The organism is Pseudomonas sp. UBA6699 (genome assembly GCF_002454615.1).
GTDB lineage: Bacteria > Pseudomonadota > Gammaproteobacteria > Pseudomonadales > Pseudomonadaceae > Aquipseudomonas > Aquipseudomonas juntendi.
In genome coordinates, this window is sequence record NZ_DKJF01000075.1 from 20508 (window position 1) to 37885 (window position 17378).

The following is a 17378-nucleotide window of genomic DNA, read 5'->3' on the forward strand; positions in this document are numbered from 1 at the left end:
GGGCAGGCTGTTCATTCGGCGGCTTGGTGTAGCACAAGCCTAGGCGCGTGGGCCTGTGGCGTCTAATCGCTAGCCTCTATCCCTTGATAGAGCGCGTCGATTGGTCGCAGGCGGGCGGCATGAGCAAAGCTGGCCTAGACTGCTGGGTTCGAGGTTTCGTGAACAAGGAGAGTGCTATGAGCTTGATCAGTTTCGTGAAGGAAGCAGGCGAGAAGTTGATCGACCTGCTGACCCCGGGCAATGCCAAAGCCGAAGAGCAGTTGAAGAAACACGTGGAGAATGTCGGCCTCGGCAACCCGAACATCACGGCGACCGTGGAGGGCGACAAAGTGATCCTCAAGGGTGAAGTCGCCAGCCAGGAAGAGAAGGAGAAGATTGTGCTGGCAGCGGGCAACATCGAGGGTGTGGCCAGCGTCGATGACCAGATCACTGTGACCGGGCCGGTCGTGACAGCCGCACGCCTGGTCACGGTCAAGAAGGGTGACACGCTGTCGGCGATTGCCCTGGTGGTGTATGGCAATGCCAATCAGTTCAACAAGATCTTCGAGGCCAACAAGCCGATGCTCAAGCACCCGGACAAGATCTATCCGGGGCAGGTACTGCGTATTCCTGACTGATTTTTGCAGGCTTTATCGGCCCTATCGCCGGCAAGCCGGCTCCCACAAGGTTGCTGCAAGGCGTGAGGCCGGTGGTCACCTGTGGGAGCGGGCGTCCCCGCTAACACCGGCGTAGCCGGTGCCAGGGCGCTTACAGGCCAATCAATAGCTCCCGGTAATCCTCGACCGCAGCAAACTCTTCAGTATCGCGCGGCTGCGCCTGGCTATCGGGCTGGCGTACAGCCAGCAGGTGCGCCACACCAAAGCACCGTGCGCTGCGCAGTATCGCCAGGGTGTCATCGATGAACAGGCTACGCCCCGGCTCAAAACCGATGTCCGCCTGCAAGGCGTCCCAGAACTGTGGGCTTTCCTTCGGGTAACCATAATCATGCGAGCTGATCAGCCGCTCGAAATACGGTGCCAGTTCCACCCGTTCCAGCTTCAGCGACAGCGAATCACGGTGGGCATTGGTGATCATCACCACGCGCTTGCCGGCATTTCGAATCGCCGCCAAGAACGTGTCGGCATCCGGGCGCAACGCGATCAGGTCGGCAATTTCCCGTTTCAGCTCCCGGATCGGCAGGCGCAGCTCCCGGCTCCAGAAGTCCAGGCAGTACCAGTTCAGCGTGCCGGCATTGCGCTCGAACAGCGGCTGCAGCTCCATTTCCGCCATGGCCCGGCTCACGCCATGCAGCTCTGCATAGCGCTGGGGCAGGTGGTCGAGCCAGAAGCGGTTGTCGTAATGCAGGTCGAGCAGGGTGCCGTCCATATCCAGCAGGACGGTATCGATGGCAGACCAGGGAAGAACAGGCATGGGAAACTCTCGATCAGTCGGCAAGCCACGGTATAGTAACCCGTTCACGCCAAGGAGCCGCCCCATGCGCCAGAAACCCACCGTCCTCAGCCGCGAAATCGTCGCCAGTAGCCGCCTGTTCCGCGTAGAGGCTGTGCAATTGCGCTTCAGCAATGGTGCCGAGCGCACCTATGAGCGCCTGGTAGGCCGGGGTAACGGCTATGGCGCGGTCATGATCGTGGCCATGCTCGACGCCGAGCACGCCGTGCTGGTGGAAGAGTATTGCGGTGGTACCGACGAGTACGAGCTGTCGCTGCCCAAGGGCCTGATCGAGCCCGGCGAAGATGTGCTGGCAGCCGCCAACCGCGAGCTCAAGGAAGAGGCCGGGCTTGGCGCGCGCCAGCTTGAGCACCTTACCGAGCTGTCGCTTTCGCCGGGCTACATGAGCCAGAAAATCCAGGTGGTGCTGGCCACCGATCTGTACGAAGAGCGCCTGGAGGGCGATGAGCCGGAGCCGATGCGGGTCGACAAGGTCAACCTGCGCGAGCTGTCGGCCTTGGCCATGCACCCGCAGTTCACCGAAGGCCGCGCCCTGGCGGCGCTGTACCTGGCGCGTGACCTGATGATTCAGCGGGGGCTGCTGGCGCTATGAACGACAATCAACTGATGCGTGAAGTGGTCAAGTTGGCGTTGACTGCGGGCGAGGCGATCCTGCCGTACTGGCGTGCCGATGTGGCAGTGACCAACAAGGCCGATGATTCGCCGGTGACTGCCGCCGACCTGGCAGCGCACCGGGTGATTGCCGATGGCCTGCTGGCGCTGGCGCCGCAGATTCCGGTGTTGTCCGAAGAGGACTGCAATATTGCGCTGGCCGAGCGCCAGGGCTGGGGCCGCTGGTGGCTGGTGGACCCGCTGGATGGCACCAAGGAATTCATTGCCGGCAGCGAGGAGTTCACAGTCAATATCGCCTTGATCGAAAAAGGCGAGGTGGTGTTCGGCGTGGTATCGATGCCCACGAATGGCCGCTGCTACTTTGGGGGCCGCGAATTGGGGGCTTGGCGGGCAGACGCGGGTGAGGCGGCCCGGCCGATCCAGGTGCGCAACGCTCCGCCAGCGGGTGAGCGGTTTACCGTGGTTGCCAGCCGCCGGCACTCCAGCCCCGAACAGGAAGCATTGTTGGCGGGCCTGGGTGCGGCAGTGGGTGAACTGGAGCTGGCCAACATTGGTAGCTCGTTGAAGTTCTGCCTGTTGGCCGAGGGCAGCGCCGATTGTTATCCACGCCTGGCGCCGACTTCGCAGTGGGATACGGCGGCGGCCCAGGGTGTGGTGGAAGGGGCGGGGGGTGAAGTGATCGGGCTGGACGGTTTGCCGTTCCGTTACCCGGCGCGCGAGTCTTTGCTCAACCCGTATTTCCTGGCGTTGCCGGCCAAGGCAGCGTGGCGCCAGGCCTTTCTTGAGCTGATCTAGCGGGCCTGGCCTTGTAGGAGCGGCCTTGTGTCGCGATGGGCTGCAAAGCAGCCCCGGCAATTTGTGCACCATGCCCAAACCCTGGGGCTGCTTTGCAGCCCATCGCGACACAAGGCCGCTCCTACAGGGGGCGCGACAGCCTTCATTCTCAGCGGTGCAGCACGTACTGGCCGCTGAAGGTGACGGCCGGCTCATCACTCCCGGTATTGCTTACCGTGGTCTGCAGCGTCAACCGCGCCCGGCCACGACGCTGGTACATGTTGAGGAAGCGTTCCCAGGCTTTCTCTTCCGGCGCCGGGCAACGGGCTATTGCCGCCCCGGTAACCGGCAGCGGGTAGCTGATTTGCCCTTCCTGGATGACGATATGCCCGTCATCTATCCCCAGTTCGCGCAGCCGCATGTGCAACCAGCCCCAGCCCACCAGCACCGCTGCACAGTACAGGCTGCCGCCGAACATGGTGCTCTTGTGGTTGACGTTGGCCGCCAGCGGCAATTGCAGGCGCAGGGTGTGGTGTTGCCAATCAATGACCTCCAGGCCCATTTCGCGGGTCAGCGGGATGTCGCCATGCAGTACGGACTGCAGGTACTGGCTATCGGTGCTCATCAACGGTTGTCCTCATGGTCGTCGTGCCCGCCGCTACCGCCCTCGAAGCTCAAGCCATGCTTGCGCAGCTTGTCGTGCAAGGTTTTGCGGGGGATGCCCAGCGCCTCTGCCAGGCTGCGCATGGAGCTGTGGGGCTGGGCCAGCTCGGCGGCGATCAGCGAGCGCTCGAATTGCTCTACCTGTTCGCTCAGGTTGCCACTCAACACCGAAGGCGCCGCAGCCGCAGCCGCTGGCAGCTGGCCATCCAGCGCCAGTTCAAGGCCCAGGGCGAAACGCTCGGCGGCGTTCTGCAATTCACGCACGTTACCTGGCCAGGTGTGGCGCAGCAGCATCGCCCGCTGCGCCGGCAGCAAGGCGTGTGGCGCCAGGCTGTGGCGCTGGCTGGCAGCGTCGGCAAAATGCTGGAACAGCACCAGGATGTCGTCGCCGCGGTCCCGCAGCGGCGGGATACGCAGTGGCGCTACGTTCAGCCGGTAGTACAGGTCGGCACGGAAGCGGCCTTGGTCGGCGGCCTGGCGCAGGTCTTCCTTGGTGGCGGCGATAATGCGGATATCCAGCGGGATCAACTGGTTGCCGCCCAGGCGTTCCACCACCCGCTCCTGCAACATGCGCAGCAGCTTGACCTGCACGTCCAGGCTCATGCTCTCGATTTCGTCGAGGAACAGCGTGCCGCCGTTGGCGAACTCGAATTTGCCGATGCGCCGTTTTTGCGCCCCGGTGAACGCCCCGGGCTCATGGCCGAACAGTTCGCTTTCGACCACCGATTCGGCCAGTGCCCCGGCGTTGATCGCCACGAACGGCCCGTCACGACGGCTGGACAGGTCATGCAGCGCACGGGCGACCACCTCCTTGCCAGCACCGGTTTCACCCAGGATCAGCACATCGGCGCGGGTTCCGGCCAAGGCGCCGATCTGCTCGCGCAGGCGCTGCATGGCCGGCGAATGGCCGACCAGGCGCGTGGCCAGTTGCTGGCGGTCGCTCAGCGCCAGGCGCAGGCTGCGGTTGTCCAGCACCAGGCGGCGCAGGGCCAAGGCACGGCGCACGCTGTCGAGCAGGGCGTCGCTGGCGAAAGGCTTTTCCAGAAAGTCATAGGCACCGGCGCGCATTGCCTGTACCGCCAGGGGCACATCCCCGTGGCCGGTAATCAGCAGCACGGGCAGTTCGCTGTCGCGGCCGTGCAGTTGCTCCAGCAGCTGCAGGCCATCGATGCCGGGCATGCGAATGTCGCTGACCACCACGCCGGGCCAGTCGCTCTCGATACGCTCAGCCAGGCCTTGGGCATCGCCCAGCGCGACCACTTTCAGCCCGGCCAGGTCCAAGGTCTGGCTCAGGGCCTGGCGCAGGTGTGGGTCATCGTCGACCAGGATGACCTGGGCTTGGCTGTCGATCTGTGTCTCGGGAGTCATGCCGAGGGGTCCTCCGAATTGGGCAAGGTTGCGCCAGGCGCAGCCTTGCGTAGCTGCAGGGTCAGCAGAGCACCACCTTCCGGGTGGTTGGCCAGCAGCAGTTCACCCCCCAGGGCGCGCATCAGGCTTTCGCAGATGGCCAACCCCAGGCCCAGGCCCTGGGTGCGGGTCTTGGTGGTGAAGAACGGCTCCTTGGCATGCTCCAGGGCCTGGCGGCTGAAGCCGGGGCCATTGTCGCGGATGTACAGGTAGACGCAGTCATCACGCTGTTCGGCACTTAGCCACAGGCGGCGCGGGTTGGCTTTTTCGGTCAGGGCGTCCAGGGCATTGGCCAGCAGGTTGCCCAGCACCTGGCGCAGGCGGGTTTCACCGGCCTGTACCCACAAGGTGGCTTCCGGCAGGTCGCGGATCAGCTCCACGGCCATTGCCCGGCGGCGCTTGGCCAGCAGCGCCAGGGCATCGTCCAGGGCTGGCTGCAGGGCCACGCTTTCCGGGGCGTGCCGGTCACGGCGGGCGAAGGCCCGCAAGTGGGCGATGATCGACGCCATGCGCCCGGTCAGCTCGCCAATCAGCTTGAGGTTGCCGCGGGCGTCCTCGGTGCGTTGGTGGTCGAGCAGGATCTCGGCATTTTCTGCGTAGCTGCGAATCGCCGCCAACGGCTGGTTGAGTTCGTGGCTGATACTGGCCGACATGGTGCCAAGCACCGACAGCTTGCCGGCCTGCACCAGCTCGTCCTGGGCGCGCACCGCCTCTTGCTGGGCATTTTCGCGCTCCAGTACGGCGCGCTTGAGGCGGGTGTTGAGGCCCTCGAGGTCGGCGGTGCGTTCGGCTACGCGCTTTTCCAGCTCCTGACGGGCGCGGGCTTCGAAGTCGATGCGGTCGATGTAGTGGCGGCGCCGTTGCATCACCAGCCCGGCCAGCAGCATTGCTACCAGCAGGGTGCCGGCGCCAATGGCCATTACCGTTTGCACCGAACGGTCTACCAGCATGCGCGGGGCAAGGATGCTGACCTGCCAGCCGGTTTCCTTGATGTCGCGGGTCTGGGTGATCCAGGCATCCGGGGCGAGCACCAGCGGTTGCGGGGCCTGGGTGGGGTAGGGCTGGATGGCGATGATGGCCTGGCGCTCGGCATCGCTCAGTGCGCGGGTGGCACGGAAGCGCCAATCGGGCCGCGAAGTGAGGATGACCACGCCATTGTGATCGGTCAGCAACAGCTGCTCCGGCGTGCGGCCCCACAGGGTTTCGGTGTGGTCGAGGTCGACCTTGACCACCAGCACGCCCACGATGCGCTCGCGATCACGTACGGCGGCGGCAAAGAAGTAGCCGCGTTTGGCCGACGTTGTGCCCTGGCCGAAGAAGCGGCCCAGGTGGCCCGCCATGGCTTCGTTGAAGTACGGGCGGAAGGCGAAGTTGCGGCCCACGAAGCTGTCGTGCTTGTCCCAGTTGGAGGCCGCCAGGGTGTTGCCGCTGACGTCCATCAGGTACATCACCTCGGCGCCGGTCTGCTGCACGATGCCCTTGAGCAGGCGGTTGGCGTTGGTCACCGCCTCCAGGCGGAAGGGGTCGGCCAGTACGCTGCGCAGTGCCGGCAGGTCGCCGAGGATCTGCGGCAAGGTTTCATAGCGGTGCAGGGTGCCGAGCAGGTTGGCCACGTACAGGTCCAGGGTCTGGCGGTTCTGCGAGGCCAATTCCTGCTGGTAGTAACGTTCGGCCAGGTGGTGCAAGGGCCACAGTAACGGCGCCAGGCACAGGGCCAGCAAGGCCAGGCTGCGCCAGCGGGGACGGCGTGGGGGCGTGGGTTTAGCAATCATCACGTAAATGCGCCAGAAAGGTCTGGCGCAATTATGCGCTAGTTACGGCAGCAGTTCCGCCTCTGCCCATGCCCGGCCAAGCTTGTCCTTGTCTGACAGCAGCGGTGGTTGCTGCAGCCCCCAGTCGATGGCCAGGTGCGGATCGTCCCAGCGGATGCAGCGGTCGGCGCCGGGGTTGTAGTAATCGGTGGTCTTGTAGAGGAACTCGGCCGACTCGCTCAGCACCGCAAAGCCGTGGGCGAAGCCTGCGGGTATCCACAACTGGCGATGGTTGGCTGCGGACAGATCCACCGCGACCCACTGGCCGAAGGTTGGCGAGCTTTTGCGCACATCCACGGCGACATCGCGGATTTCGCCCTGAACCACGCGCACCAGCTTGCCCTGGGTATTCTCCACCTGAAAATGCAGCCCGCGGAGCACGCCCTTGACCGAGCGCGAGTGGTTATCCTGGACGAATTCGACATTCACCCCGGTCTGCCTTGCGAACTCGCGGGCGTTGAACGCTTCGAAGAAAAAGCCACGGCTGTCACCGTAAACCGTGGGCTCGATGATCAGTACATCGGGGATTTCAGTCGGGATGATGTTCATGGCGGTTCGCTTGCCGTTCGTTAACTATTGACCCTAGTCGCCCTTACTGGAAATTTCCGCATGCAGCAGTGACAGGATGCGTACGATATGGCCAGGGTAGGCGGCCAAGCGACGGGTGCTAACGGGCGAACACGCATTAAATTCGATTTCTATCGATATTAGGATGGAGGTTCTCCTGAAAATTCGACGTATAAGGCTTTAAATATCGATATGTATCGGTTATAAATAGATCAACGTCTCACCGCAATCCGGCCCAGGGCCATCACAGAGGTCAACCATGAAAACCCTCAACTCCACGCCACGTGCCGATGGTTTCCACATGCCCGCCGAGTGGGCCCCGCAAACCCAGGTATGGATGGTTTGGCCGGAGCGTTCGGACAACTGGCGCCTGGGCGGCAAACCGGCGCAGGCAGCCCATGTAGCCCTGGCCAAGGCCATTGCCCGTTTTGAGCCGGTTACCGTGGCGGTTTCCGCTGGCCAGTACGAGAACGCGCGTCGCCAGCTCGACCAGCCGAACATTCGGGTGGTCGAAATCAGCAACGACGACGCCTGGGTGCGTGACACCGGCCCGACCTTCGTCATCAACGACCAAGGCGAAGTGCGCGGTGTGGACTGGGGCTTCAACGCCTGGGGCGGCTTCGATGGTGGCCTGTATGCGCCATGGAACCGCGACGAGGAGCTGGCGGCCAAGGTGCTGGAAATGGAGCGCTGCCAGCGCTACCACACCGAAGGCTTCGTGCTTGAGGGCGGTTCGATCCACGTGGACGGTGAAGGCACGCTGATCACCACCGAGGAATGCCTGCTCAACCGCAACCGCAACCCGCACCTGACCCGCGAGCAGATCGAAGCGGTGCTGCGCGACCACCTGGCGGTGGATACCGTGGTGTGGTTGCCCGATGGCCTGTACAACGATGAAACCGACGGCCACGTCGACAATTTCTGCTGTTACGTGCGCCCGGGCGAAGTGTTACTGGCCTGGACCGATGATTCCAACGACCCCAATTACGCCCGTTGCCACGCCGCCATGGAGGTGTTGCAGAACACCCGTGACGCCAAGGGCCGAGCACTAATCGTGCACAAAATGCCCATTCCCGGGCCGCTGTACGCCACGGCTGAAGAATGTGCCGGTGTCGACCACGTTGCCGGCAGCCAGGAGCGTGACCCATCGGTGCGCCTGGCCGGCTCCTACGTGAACTTCCTGATCGTCAACGGCGGCATTATTGCGCCAAGCTTCGATGACCCGGCAGATGCCGAAGCCAGAGCGATCCTTGCGCGGATATTCCCCGACCACGAAGTGGTGATGATTCCCGGGCGCGAGCTGCTGTTGGGCGGTGGCAACATCCACTGCCTGACCCAGCAGCAGCCGGCACCGGTGACGCGCTGAGTGCCAGCCCGGTGACAATGAGGCCCGTCAGTAGACGGGCCTTTTTTTTTCGGGCGACGCCCGGCGGCTGGTTTGGCATAGGCTTTGTATTGTTTTTCAAGGAGATAGCTTGGGTCTGCCAGGTTATCCGAGCTGTAACATTACCTACGTAGATTAGCCGCTCACGGGTTAGGGAGTACGTGTAGACATGAACGCAGCAAGTGAGTCGGCTTTGCGCCCATCGGCAGTTGGTCACCCATCGCTCAAGCGGGTCGCGGCGTGGTTGAAACACCATGGAAGCATCAGGGTCAGGACGACCGACCCACGACGTCTGCTTGCCGGACGCTACCCGCAAGGTTTGCTCAGCGATGCTGAAATGCAGGCGCTGATGGCGGTGTGGCACTAATCGACTACAGCTGTGCCGACCTCTTGGCGGCGATAGCCGCGAAGAGGCCGGTACCTGCCACACGCCCCTCCCCACACGCACCCGGTAAATTGTCGGGGCAGTCAAGATGCCGTTTCTGACAAAAAGATAAAATCCCCTCCTATAGCGCCGACATGCATTGAAATGCCTCGTATCACGGGATGATCTTGGTTATATCAACCTGCATTTCACGAATTTTTGACATTTGTAATCGCACACGGCTAGGATTCGGCCCAACGCCTGCTGGCCACTTCCGTTGGCCATGCTGCTGCCAGAGGCCGCCCGTGCAATTGCCGGCCGGCCTTCAAGTCTGGATCCGCATAGCGTCGAACCTACGTAAGGGGCGTTGGTTCCTGGCGTTGTATTGCAGCGCGTTTTTGATTAAGCGATAAGGAAAATAACATGTTGAAAACCAGGATCAGCCTGGTCGCCCTGGCGATGATCGCCGCGACCCAGGCACAGGCCAATGATCAGGCCGAGAGCAAGGGCTTCATCGAGGACAGCCACGCCAACGTCCTTCTGCGCAACGCTTACATCAACCGTGACAAGAAGCACGGCACCGACGACCAGATCGAATGGGGCCAGGCAGTCATCGGCAACTTCTCCTCCGGTTTCACCCAAGGCACTGTCGGTGTCGGCGTCGACGCATTCGGTCTGTATGCCCTGCGCCTCGATGGCGGCAAAGGCCATAACGGTGGCGCGGGTGTCGACTTCTTCAAGCCGCACGAAACCACCAACGCCGACGGCAACGCCAGCTCGCCGCACAACCTGGCGCGTGGTGGCGCAGCCGTGAAGTTCCGCATTTCCAATACCGTGCTCAAGTACGGTGACCAGATGCCAGCACTGCCAGTGCTGCAGTACGACGACGCACGTCTGCTGCCAGAAAGCTTCACCGGCACCCTGATCACCTCCAAGGAAATCAAGGGCCTGGAGCTGAACGCCGGCCGCTTCACCCAGGAAGCGCGCAAAAGCGCCGAGCGTCGTGATGGTGGTGGCCTGAAGTCGATCAACGTGCTGGGTGGTAGCTACAAGTTCAGCGACAACTTCACCGGCTCGCTGTACACCGCAGACAACGAAGACGTGATGCGCAAGCACTACCTGGGCTTGAACTACGTCTTCCCGATCGCCAGCGACCAGTCCCTGACCCTGGACTTCAACGGCTACAAGTCGGACATCAACAACAAGTACGTCAAGGCCGCCGGCCTGAACGGCGACTCCAACACCATCTGGAGCCTGGCGGCCACCTACGCGTATGGTGCGCACTCGTTCACCCTCGCCCACCAGCGCAGCACTGGCAGCACCGGCTACAACTACGGCTGGTATCAGAACCAGGGCGGCGTGGGTGACGGTGGTTCGACCATCTACCTGGCCAACTCGTACTGGTCCGACTTCAACGCCGAGGACGAGCGTTCCTGGCAGCTGGGCTACGGTCTGGACTTCGGTGCCTACGGCATCCCTGGCCTGACCTACAAGCTGGCCTACGTAGTGGGTGACAACATCAACACCCGCAACAACGCCAACCCGCAGGGCTTCGGCGAAGGCAAGGAACGCGAGATCTTCAACCAGGTCCGTTACGTGGTGCAGGACGGCCCGGCCAAAGACCTGTCCATCAAGCTGCGTAGCTCGTTCGTGCGTACCAACAACGCCGTACAGCAGAACGGCTACAACGACGATGGCAACGAAGTACGCGTATTCGTCGAGTACCCGATCAGCATCTTCTGATGCTGAGCTGAGGGTGCTGGGGGCTGCTTTGCAGCCCATCGCGACGCAAGGCCGCTCCTACAGGCATGCCCCGAACCGGGCCCCTTGTGGGAGCGGCCTTGTGTCGCGAAAGGGCCGCACCGCGGCCCCGGCGATCTGCGCCCCAACCCCAAAAATCGAGCTGCCACGCCGACCCTAGCGGCACGGCTCAACCCGGTAGCACCACGCTAACCCGCAATCCACCCCCTTCGCGGTTCATCAGCAGCAGCTCACCGCCATGGCTGCCAGCGATGCGTTGCGCAATGCTCAACCCCAACCCGTATCCCCCGGAGGGCTGGTTGCGCGACCCTTCGCCGCGTACGAACGGGTCGGTAATGGTCGCCAGCAGCCCCGGCGCAATCCCCGGGCCACGGTCGTCGATATGGATCAGCACCCCGCTGTTCGCCCGTTCGAGTGTGACCGAAACCTCCTTGGCATAACGCAGTGCATTGACCAGCAGGTTCTGCAGGCAACGCTGCAACAGCAACGCATCCACATGCACGCCGCCTGCCTGGCCATGCACCGGCAATGGCTCTTTTTCGGTCGCCAGTTCGGCGCACAGGCGTGCCACCAGTCGGTCCAGGTCCACCTGCTGCAAGTTCTGCTGTTCCCCGGCGCGCAGGTAGTCGAGCACCTGGCCGATCATGTCGTCCATCTGCCTGATGTTCTGCCGCAGGCGCTGGTGGTGTTCATCCTCCGGCAAGCGCTCCAGGCGCAGGCGCATGCGGGTCAAGGGGGTGCGCAGGTCATGGGACACAGCGGCGAGGAAGTAGGCCTTGTCGTTGACCATGGCAATCAGGCGCTGCTGCATGGCGTTGAACGCCTGGGCAGCCTGGCGTACCTCCTGCGGGCCATCCAGCACCAGTGGCGGCTGCTCAAGATTGGTGCCCAGGCCACGGGCAGCATCAGCCAGGCGCTGCAACGGGCGCAGACACAGGCGCACGGCAATCAGGCAGACCAGCAGCACCGCGACAATGCGCAGTGCATACACCCGCAACAGGTAATCGCTGATCAGCACCCAGGCCGACTCGCCGCTCCAGCCCTGCAGCTCCTGGCCCTCGATGATAAGCCAGTGGCCATCGGCCAATGGCACCGCAAACTGCATATGGGCCTGGGCAGTACGCAAACCGAACAGGCTGCGCCAGACTATCGGTTGGCCCGACGCGTCGGTCAGTTGCACATTCATCAGGCGTACCGCCTGAGTATGCCCCAGCTCGTACTTGAGGGCCTGGCGCAGCAGCAATTCGACCCGCCGGCGCTCACGGCGCTGATCATGCGTTGGCTCGGGCAGGTGCTCGGCACAGCGCACCTGGTAATGAGCCGGCACTGGCAGCGCGGCATCGTGGCAGTCGGCCCGGGCGATCAGGGGCGCACTGCGCGCGGCGATCAGCCGCACGGGGGCTTCGAACACCTGGGCGAAGCGCACATCGAACCAGATGCTGCTCGACATCAGCTGCACCACCAGCGTGCCGCTGACCATGATCAGCAATAGCTGGCCGAACAGGGTGCGCGGCCACAGCCGGCGAAGCCAGCGCACCTCAGGCATCGGCCTGGTGCTGGCCCATGGTCAGCAAGTAACCTTCGTTGCGGATGGTGAGGATCTGTGCGGCCCCGTCCGGTGCGCGCCGCAGGTGCTGGCGCAGGCGGCTGACGCACATGTCCACCGAGCGGTCATCAGGCATGTGGTCGCGGCCAAATGCGCTGCGCGTCAGCTGGTCGCGGGAGACCACGCGGTTATTAGCCTCCAGCAACTCGCGCAGCACCCGGTAGTCGGAGCGTGGCAGGGGCAGGGTCTGGCCATCGGGGCGCGTGAGCAGGCGCTTGACGTGCTCCAGGCGGAAGCCGGCGAACAGTTGTGCGTCGGCCCCTGCAGTGCCCTGCGCCTGGGTTTCCAGGCGTTGCGGGCGACGCAGCACCGCCTTGATCCGGGCAATCAGCTCGCGTGGCTCGAAGGGCTTGGCCAGGTAATCGTCGGCACCCACCTCCAGGCCGATGATGCGGTCCAGCGTGCTGCCTTTGGCCGACAACATGATCACCGCCAGCCCGGGCGTGGCCTGCAATTGGCGACAAAGGCTGAGCCCGTCTTCGCCGGGCAGCATCAAGTCGAGTACCACCAGATCCACCGTGTGCCTGGCCATTTGTGCGCGCATCTGCTCACCGTCGGCCGCCTCCAGCACGTTGTAACCGGCGTCGGCCAGGTAATCACAAAGAAGTTCGCGGATCTCGTCGTCATCGTCGACGACCAGCAGGGTCGTGCTCATGCGGAAAACACCTGTCGGGTGAGGCCCAGGGGCGCTCATTACATTCAATTACATCCCCGTACATGTCGGGTCTGGCGCCGGGAGGGCCGATCCCTAGAATCCTAACAAAAAATCATCTGCAAATACGAAGTCTTCCCAAATGAATCCCTACAGCATTCCGAACGCGCTCACCCCCACCCTTGCAAACGGCAACCGCCTCAAGCCACTGGCGTTCTGCATTGCCGTGGCTATCAGTGGTGGTGCCATGGCCGCCGACAGCCAACCCCTGGAGCTGGACGCCACGCAAATCGAAGACAGCGCGCTGCTGCCCGCCGACGCTGCAGGCCAGCTGGGCTACACCGTCGAGAGCACACGCAGCTCCACCGGCCTGAACCTGACGCCCCGGCAGACCCCGCAGTCAGTGACCACCATCACCCGCCAGCAGATGGAAGACCGTGGCATCCACACCATCGAGCAGGCCCTGGAAACCACCCCAGGGGTAACGGCCAACAAGTCCGAAGTGGGCGGGCGTACCGATTACCGCGCCCGTGGCTATTCGATCAGCAACTGGAAGGTCGATGGCCTGCAGACCCAAGGCGGTTCTGACTTCAGCGGCAGCGGCAATGCCCTGAACATGGACCTGTACGAGCGCATCGACATCGTGCGCGGGGCCAACGGCTTGCTTGGCGGCACCGGTGACCCTTCGGCCACCGTCAACCTGATCCGCAAGGCGCCGACCAAGACCTTTGGCGGTAGCGCCTACGCCACGTACGGCAGCTGGGACAAACGCCGCCTGGGTGCCGACCTCAACCTGCCGCTGTCCGAGGACGGGCGCCTGCGCTCGCGTTTCGTGATGACCCAGCAGGACGCCAATTCGTTCCGCGACAACCAGTCCGACCGCTCCCGCGCGGCGCTGGCCAATTTCGAATTTGACCTGGACGACGCCACCACCCTCGGTGCCGGCTACCAGTACGAATACAACAAGGTGGTGGGTGGCGGCTGGGGCGCGAACATTCCGCTGTGGTACCGCGACGGCAGCAAGACCGACCTGCCACGCAGCACCAACGTGGTGCCCAGCTGGAGCTTTGGCGAGTACACCACCCGCACCGCTTTCGGCTCGCTGCAGCACCGCTTCGACAACGACTGGACGCTGGACCTGAAGGCCTCCCAGGCCACCACCGAAGCCCTCAACCACCGCGGCTTGGCCAAGGTGAACTCGGCAGGGCGCGGCACCTATGGCGGCTACTGGGACCAGGATGGCAGCGGCGCCGTACTGAACGGCCTGCACAGCTCCACCGACACTACCCAGCAGTCGGCGCAGATCGACCTGTCTGGCCCATTCCAGCTGTTCGGCCGCACCCACCAGGCCATGGTGGGCTATAACGACAGCCGCACCGTGGGTTGGTCGCCGCAGTACACCTGCACCATGGTGGGCGACGGCATGGCCAGTGCACCGGCGTTGGGTTGCCAGTTCCGCGCCAACAACGGTTTCCCGGTCACCGATTGGCACAACGGCGTGGATGACGACTACGGCCTCATCGCCTCGCGCACCGGCCTGCACAGCAAGACCACCACGCGCTTGCAAGGCATGTACGCCGCTACCCGCCTGAGCATTACCGACCCGCTGTCGGTGATTGTCGGCGTGCGCACCAGCAACTACGCGTCGGTGACCCGCAGCGTGGCCGGCGAGCGCAGCAGCCAGGAAGAGAACGGCATCGTCACCCCATACCTGGGCGCGGTGTACGACCTCAACGACACCTACTCGCTGTACGCCAGCTACACCGACATCTTCACCCCGCAAACATCGGAAACCGTGAGCGGCAGCAAAGTCGAGCCGATTCGTGGGCAAAGCTATGAAACGGGTATCAAGGGTGAATGGTTCGACGGCCGCCTGAACGCCTCGGCAGCGTACTTCCGCACCAAGCAGGAAAACAAAGCCGTGCTCGATGGCGACCTGACCACCCCGACCGGTGCCAGCGCCTACAAGGCCGGCTCGGGTGTGGAAACCGACGGTATCGACCTGGAAGTGGCAGGCGCGTTGACGCCTGAATGGAACGTGTACGCTGGCTATACCTACCTGCACTTCCGCCGTGTCGACAGCGACGGCCGCAGCGACCCGTCGCACCTGTTCAAGGCCACCACCACCTACCGCCTGAGCGGTCCGCTCGACCGCCTGACCGTAGGTGCCGGTGTAACAGCGCAGAGCAACATCCGCGCTATTTCCAGCCCTGCAGGCCAGCCGGTCAACGGCGTGAGCAACGGTGCAACCGATGTGAACTGGTCGGGGTATGCCATCTGGAACGCCATGGCCAAGTACCAGGTAACCGATGCCACCAGCGTTACCCTTAACGCCAACAACCTGTTCGACAAGCACTACTACACCCAGTACGGGTTCTATGCCGGCGGCATCTACGGTGACCCGCGCAACCTGTCGCTGACGGTAAGCACTGCCTTCTGACATGCAGGGGCGGCCTTGCGTCGCAGCCCTACGAGTTGCGCTGTCGCGCAGAGAACTCAATTCGTAAGCGCGACGCGGTCGGTGTGGGAGCGGGCGTGCCCGCGAAGAATCCAACGCGGTGGCTGGCACCGGCTACGCCGGTGTTCGCGGGCGCGCCCGCTCCCACAAGGGCCCTGCTAAATCAAGCAGTTATGTATCGTTCTATGAGAGCTTCAACCACGACAGCGGAAAATCCGTAGGCAAACGCTCTATTTCAGGGGGGGCGGCTTGAAGCCCGGCTTGCCAAGGTCGCTATCGTGGCCTGCATGCGGATCTTCCTGGTGCGACTCAATGCCATGCTCAGGAATGGCGAGCCTTGGCTGGATCTGGTGCTGCCTCAGCCGAAGAGGGCGTAGATCAACAGCCAAAATGTAGGACTCGACGATTACACGGTTCCTGTGGGAGCGGGCGTGCCCGCGAACACCGGCGCAGCCGGTGCCAGACACCGCGTCGCCTGCTTCGCGGGCAAGCCCGCTCCCACAATGAATCGCACCGGCTTTTCAAATTTTGAGAAAGACAGCTGCACCTGCATCAAGCGAGTTGAGGGGGGTTCTGGGGCGTGGGCTGGAAACAAAAAGGCCCACCTTGCGGTGAACCTTTTGAGTACTGCGTATGGTGCGGCACCAGGAGTCGAACGGCTTTATATTCATATGATTAATAAGCTATTTATTGTCAGGGGTATTCGTTTCTATCTCTAAAAGTATCCTCAGACACTCAATCGATTGTCGTTCAATAGGCGTGATAGGCTCTGCATCAGAGCCAAACCACCAAGTGATCGCGGAGATGATATTGAGTCAGAAGATAACTCAGTCTCGAAATATAAAGGTGCCTGAATTCGATTTTACGTAAAGCGTAGTTCGTTCAGTTTTTCTCAATCTTAAATCTTTCCAACTCGTCAAGATTAGGAGTTCTGTATCCGGGTGCAAACATTGAGCTCTCCACCCCGTAAAGAGCTAATGGATCGCTAAGCCATAAGCGGTAAGCCTTGTCTTTGATGCTGTGGTCAGGCGAGCAGTCCACATGGTACTGCTGCAAAACGTATCCCGCCATTGCCGCACGTACTCGAAGCCGTAGAACTCCGTCGGGCATGTCGAAGTCGCACATCATTATCTGTGCACAATCTTTATCAGGATGAGGGACAAGAGGGAGATCGAGCATTCGATTCCACTGGTCATCGTTTTTCTTGTTCTCATGGGTGAGTGGCTGTTCTTCTAGTTGCACTTGAGCAGACCCAATTCGAGCTAGAACAAAGTCCACAAACTTTTCGCGTTTTCGATCATACGCGCGGACGTGCCAACGCAAACCGTCGCAACTTATAGCGAACGGCACAATCTCCCGTTCAGATTTCCCCGAGCCTGAGGTGTAGCTTATTTTCACTACTTGGTTGAGGCTAATTGCTCGTGAAATTGGCGCCAAAACTTCCACTCTTGGCTTGCTGAGGAGAGTAACCGACTCATTGAGGATGAATGGCTTCTCTCCATCCAGACCGTATCCGTATCCATGAGAGAGAGCTGTGAGCACGCGCTCAGGCGAATGCTCGACTACAGGCGAGAACGTCTCGCGCATTACGTAGTGCTTGGTCACGGTGTCGAGCTCAGTGTTCTGAGGAGCAATCTCTCGATACTGAGCGAAATCACGAGTAGCCGCCGCCGCTCCCACCCCGAATCTGTCCATGAGGTCGGTGCGTGAAGCGGTTCCCGTGAAGTACAGCCGGAAATCTATGTACACCAGGCGCTCTCGTTGGGCCTGGCTGTATTCGCTCAAGTCGATCATCTGCTCTCCGTCTTGCTTTCTCACGGTCTTGCCTTCTTACCTGCCTTGCGGAACGCACCCGATCGTCTGCTCGGGC

The 17378-nt window shown here is 62.5% G+C and carries 15 protein-coding genes and 1 pseudogene; 8 read left to right on the top strand and 8 right to left on the bottom strand.

Annotated features, from left to right (window positions below):
- The first annotated feature begins 176 nt into the window (after positions 1 to 176).
- Entirely contained in the window at positions 177 to 617 is a 441-nt protein-coding gene (lysM, locus tag B3361_RS13885; protein ID WP_009683781.1) for a peptidoglycan-binding protein LysM, read from the top strand.
- A 130-nt stretch (positions 618 to 747) separates the two neighbouring features.
- Here the strand turns inward: lysM and yrfG are convergent, their stop codons facing one another.
- Positions 748 to 1410 carry a GMP/IMP nucleotidase gene (gene yrfG / locus B3361_RS13890; RefSeq protein WP_054905029.1) on the bottom strand — a complete coding sequence of 221 codons (663 nt, stop codon included), beginning with the start codon at positions 1408 to 1410 and terminating at the stop codon, positions 748 to 750.
- A 64-nt stretch (positions 1411 to 1474) separates the two neighbouring features.
- On the opposite strand from yrfG, the gene nudE reads away from it, so the two are divergent.
- Complete coding sequence (nudE, locus tag B3361_RS13895) at positions 1475 to 2041, top strand: ADP compounds hydrolase NudE (protein WP_029885608.1); 567 nt, start codon at positions 1475 to 1477, stop codon at positions 2039 to 2041.
- Complete coding sequence (cysQ, locus tag B3361_RS13900; protein ID WP_054905028.1) at positions 2038 to 2856, top strand: 3'(2'),5'-bisphosphate nucleotidase CysQ; 819 nt, start codon at positions 2038 to 2040, stop codon at positions 2854 to 2856. The genes nudE and cysQ overlap by 4 nt, the downstream gene beginning before the upstream one ends.
- 148 nt (positions 2857 to 3004) lie before the next feature.
- Here the strand turns inward: cysQ and B3361_RS13905 are convergent, their stop codons facing one another.
- The 4 genes from B3361_RS13905 to rfbC are packed head-to-tail and all read right to left on the bottom strand — an operon-like array spanning position 3005 to position 7265.
- The gene (locus tag B3361_RS13905; RefSeq protein ID WP_054905027.1) at positions 3005 to 3460 is read right to left on the bottom strand and encodes a YiiD C-terminal domain-containing protein; all 456 of its coding nucleotides are present in this window, start codon (positions 3458 to 3460) and stop codon (positions 3005 to 3007) included.
- On the bottom strand, positions 3460 to 4866 hold the full coding sequence (locus tag B3361_RS13910; protein WP_054905026.1) for a sigma-54-dependent transcriptional regulator: 1407 nt from the start codon (positions 4864 to 4866) through the stop codon (positions 3460 to 3462). Before B3361_RS13910 ends, B3361_RS13905 begins: the two co-directional genes overlap by 1 nt.
- Entirely contained in the window at positions 4863 to 6677 is a 1815-nt protein-coding gene (locus B3361_RS13915) for a sensor histidine kinase (RefSeq protein ID WP_009684783.1), read from the bottom strand. Before B3361_RS13915 ends, B3361_RS13910 begins: the two co-directional genes overlap by 4 nt.
- Positions 6678 to 6719: 42 nt before the next feature.
- Positions 6720 to 7265: a dTDP-4-dehydrorhamnose 3,5-epimerase gene (rfbC, locus tag B3361_RS13920; protein WP_029885604.1), complete on the bottom strand. Its 546-nt coding sequence runs from the start codon at positions 7263 to 7265 to the stop codon at positions 6720 to 6722.
- Between the two features lie 277 nt (positions 7266 to 7542).
- Between rfbC and aguA the strand changes: the two genes are divergently transcribed.
- From aguA to B3361_RS13935, 3 genes are all read left to right on the top strand, one after another.
- Positions 7543 to 8649: an agmatine deiminase gene (gene aguA / locus B3361_RS13925; protein WP_009684781.1), complete on the top strand. Its 1107-nt coding sequence runs from the start codon at positions 7543 to 7545 to the stop codon at positions 8647 to 8649.
- 187 nt (positions 8650 to 8836) lie between these two features.
- Positions 8837 to 9034, top strand: a complete 198-nt coding sequence (locus B3361_RS13930) for a hypothetical protein (RefSeq protein WP_080709188.1) — start codon at positions 8837 to 8839, stop codon at positions 9032 to 9034.
- A gap of 420 nt (positions 9035 to 9454) precedes the next feature.
- Positions 9455 to 10774: an OprD family porin gene (locus B3361_RS13935; protein WP_029885603.1), complete on the top strand. Its 1320-nt coding sequence runs from the start codon at positions 9455 to 9457 to the stop codon at positions 10772 to 10774.
- Positions 10775 to 10961: 187 nt separating this feature from the next.
- Here the strand turns inward: B3361_RS13935 and B3361_RS13940 are convergent, their stop codons facing one another.
- A complete protein-coding gene (locus B3361_RS13940; RefSeq protein WP_286920253.1) occupies positions 10962 to 12338 on the bottom strand; it encodes an ATP-binding protein in 1377 nt (458 codons plus the stop codon).
- Complete coding sequence (locus tag B3361_RS13945; RefSeq protein WP_054905024.1) at positions 12331 to 13053, bottom strand: response regulator; 723 nt, start codon at positions 13051 to 13053, stop codon at positions 12331 to 12333. Before B3361_RS13945 ends, B3361_RS13940 begins: the two co-directional genes overlap by 8 nt.
- A 139-nt stretch (positions 13054 to 13192) precedes the next feature.
- On the opposite strand from B3361_RS13945, the gene B3361_RS13950 reads away from it, so the two are divergent.
- Entirely contained in the window at positions 13193 to 15490 is a 2298-nt protein-coding gene (locus B3361_RS13950) for a TonB-dependent siderophore receptor (protein ID WP_286920254.1), read from the top strand.
- A gap of 278 nt (positions 15491 to 15768) precedes the next feature.
- Positions 15769 to 15885: pseudogene (locus B3361_RS24190) on the top strand (IS110 family transposase); the annotation flags it as partial.
- Between the two features lie 505 nt (positions 15886 to 16390).
- Here B3361_RS24190 and B3361_RS13955 read toward each other — a convergent pair.
- Positions 16391 to 17302 carry a helix-turn-helix transcriptional regulator gene (locus B3361_RS13955; protein WP_182336449.1) on the bottom strand — a complete coding sequence of 304 codons (912 nt, stop codon included), beginning with the start codon at positions 17300 to 17302 and terminating at the stop codon, positions 16391 to 16393.
- Between the last annotated feature and the right edge of the window lie 76 nt (positions 17303 to 17378).

Excerpts from the sequence above, each read along its gene's own strand:
- B3361_RS13940 (WP_286920253.1), bottom strand. The coding sequence starts at position 12,338 with ATGCCTGAGGTGCGCTGGCTTCGCCGGCTGTGGCCGCGCACCCTGTTC.
- lysM (WP_009683781.1), top strand. The coding sequence starts at position 177 with ATGAGCTTGATCAGTTTCGTGAAGGAAGCAGGCGAGAAGTTGATCGAC.
- B3361_RS13915 (WP_009684783.1), bottom strand. The coding sequence starts at position 6,677 with ATGATTGCTAAACCCACGCCCCCACGCCGTCCCCGCTGGCGCAGCCTG.
- B3361_RS13910 (WP_054905026.1), bottom strand. The coding sequence starts at position 4,866 with ATGACTCCCGAGACACAGATCGACAGCCAAGCCCAGGTCATCCTGGTC.
- B3361_RS13945 (WP_054905024.1), bottom strand. The coding sequence starts at position 13,053 with ATGAGCACGACCCTGCTGGTCGTCGACGATGACGACGAGATCCGCGAA.
- B3361_RS13930 (WP_080709188.1), top strand. The coding sequence starts at position 8,837 with ATGAACGCAGCAAGTGAGTCGGCTTTGCGCCCATCGGCAGTTGGTCAC.
- B3361_RS13955 (WP_182336449.1), bottom strand. The coding sequence starts at position 17,302 with ATGATCGACTTGAGCGAATACAGCCAGGCCCAACGAGAGCGCCTGGTG.
- aguA (WP_009684781.1), top strand. The coding sequence starts at position 7,543 with ATGAAAACCCTCAACTCCACGCCACGTGCCGATGGTTTCCACATGCCC.
- yrfG (WP_054905029.1), bottom strand. The coding sequence starts at position 1,410 with ATGCCTGTTCTTCCCTGGTCTGCCATCGATACCGTCCTGCTGGATATG.
- B3361_RS13905 (WP_054905027.1), bottom strand. The coding sequence starts at position 3,460 with ATGAGCACCGATAGCCAGTACCTGCAGTCCGTACTGCATGGCGACATC.
- B3361_RS13950 (WP_286920254.1), top strand. The coding sequence starts at position 13,193 with ATGAATCCCTACAGCATTCCGAACGCGCTCACCCCCACCCTTGCAAAC.
- nudE (WP_029885608.1), top strand. The coding sequence starts at position 1,475 with ATGCGCCAGAAACCCACCGTCCTCAGCCGCGAAATCGTCGCCAGTAGC.
- rfbC (WP_029885604.1), bottom strand. The coding sequence starts at position 7,265 with ATGAACATCATCCCGACTGAAATCCCCGATGTACTGATCATCGAGCCC.
- B3361_RS13935 (WP_029885603.1), top strand. The coding sequence starts at position 9,455 with ATGTTGAAAACCAGGATCAGCCTGGTCGCCCTGGCGATGATCGCCGCG.
- cysQ (WP_054905028.1), top strand. The coding sequence starts at position 2,038 with ATGAACGACAATCAACTGATGCGTGAAGTGGTCAAGTTGGCGTTGACT.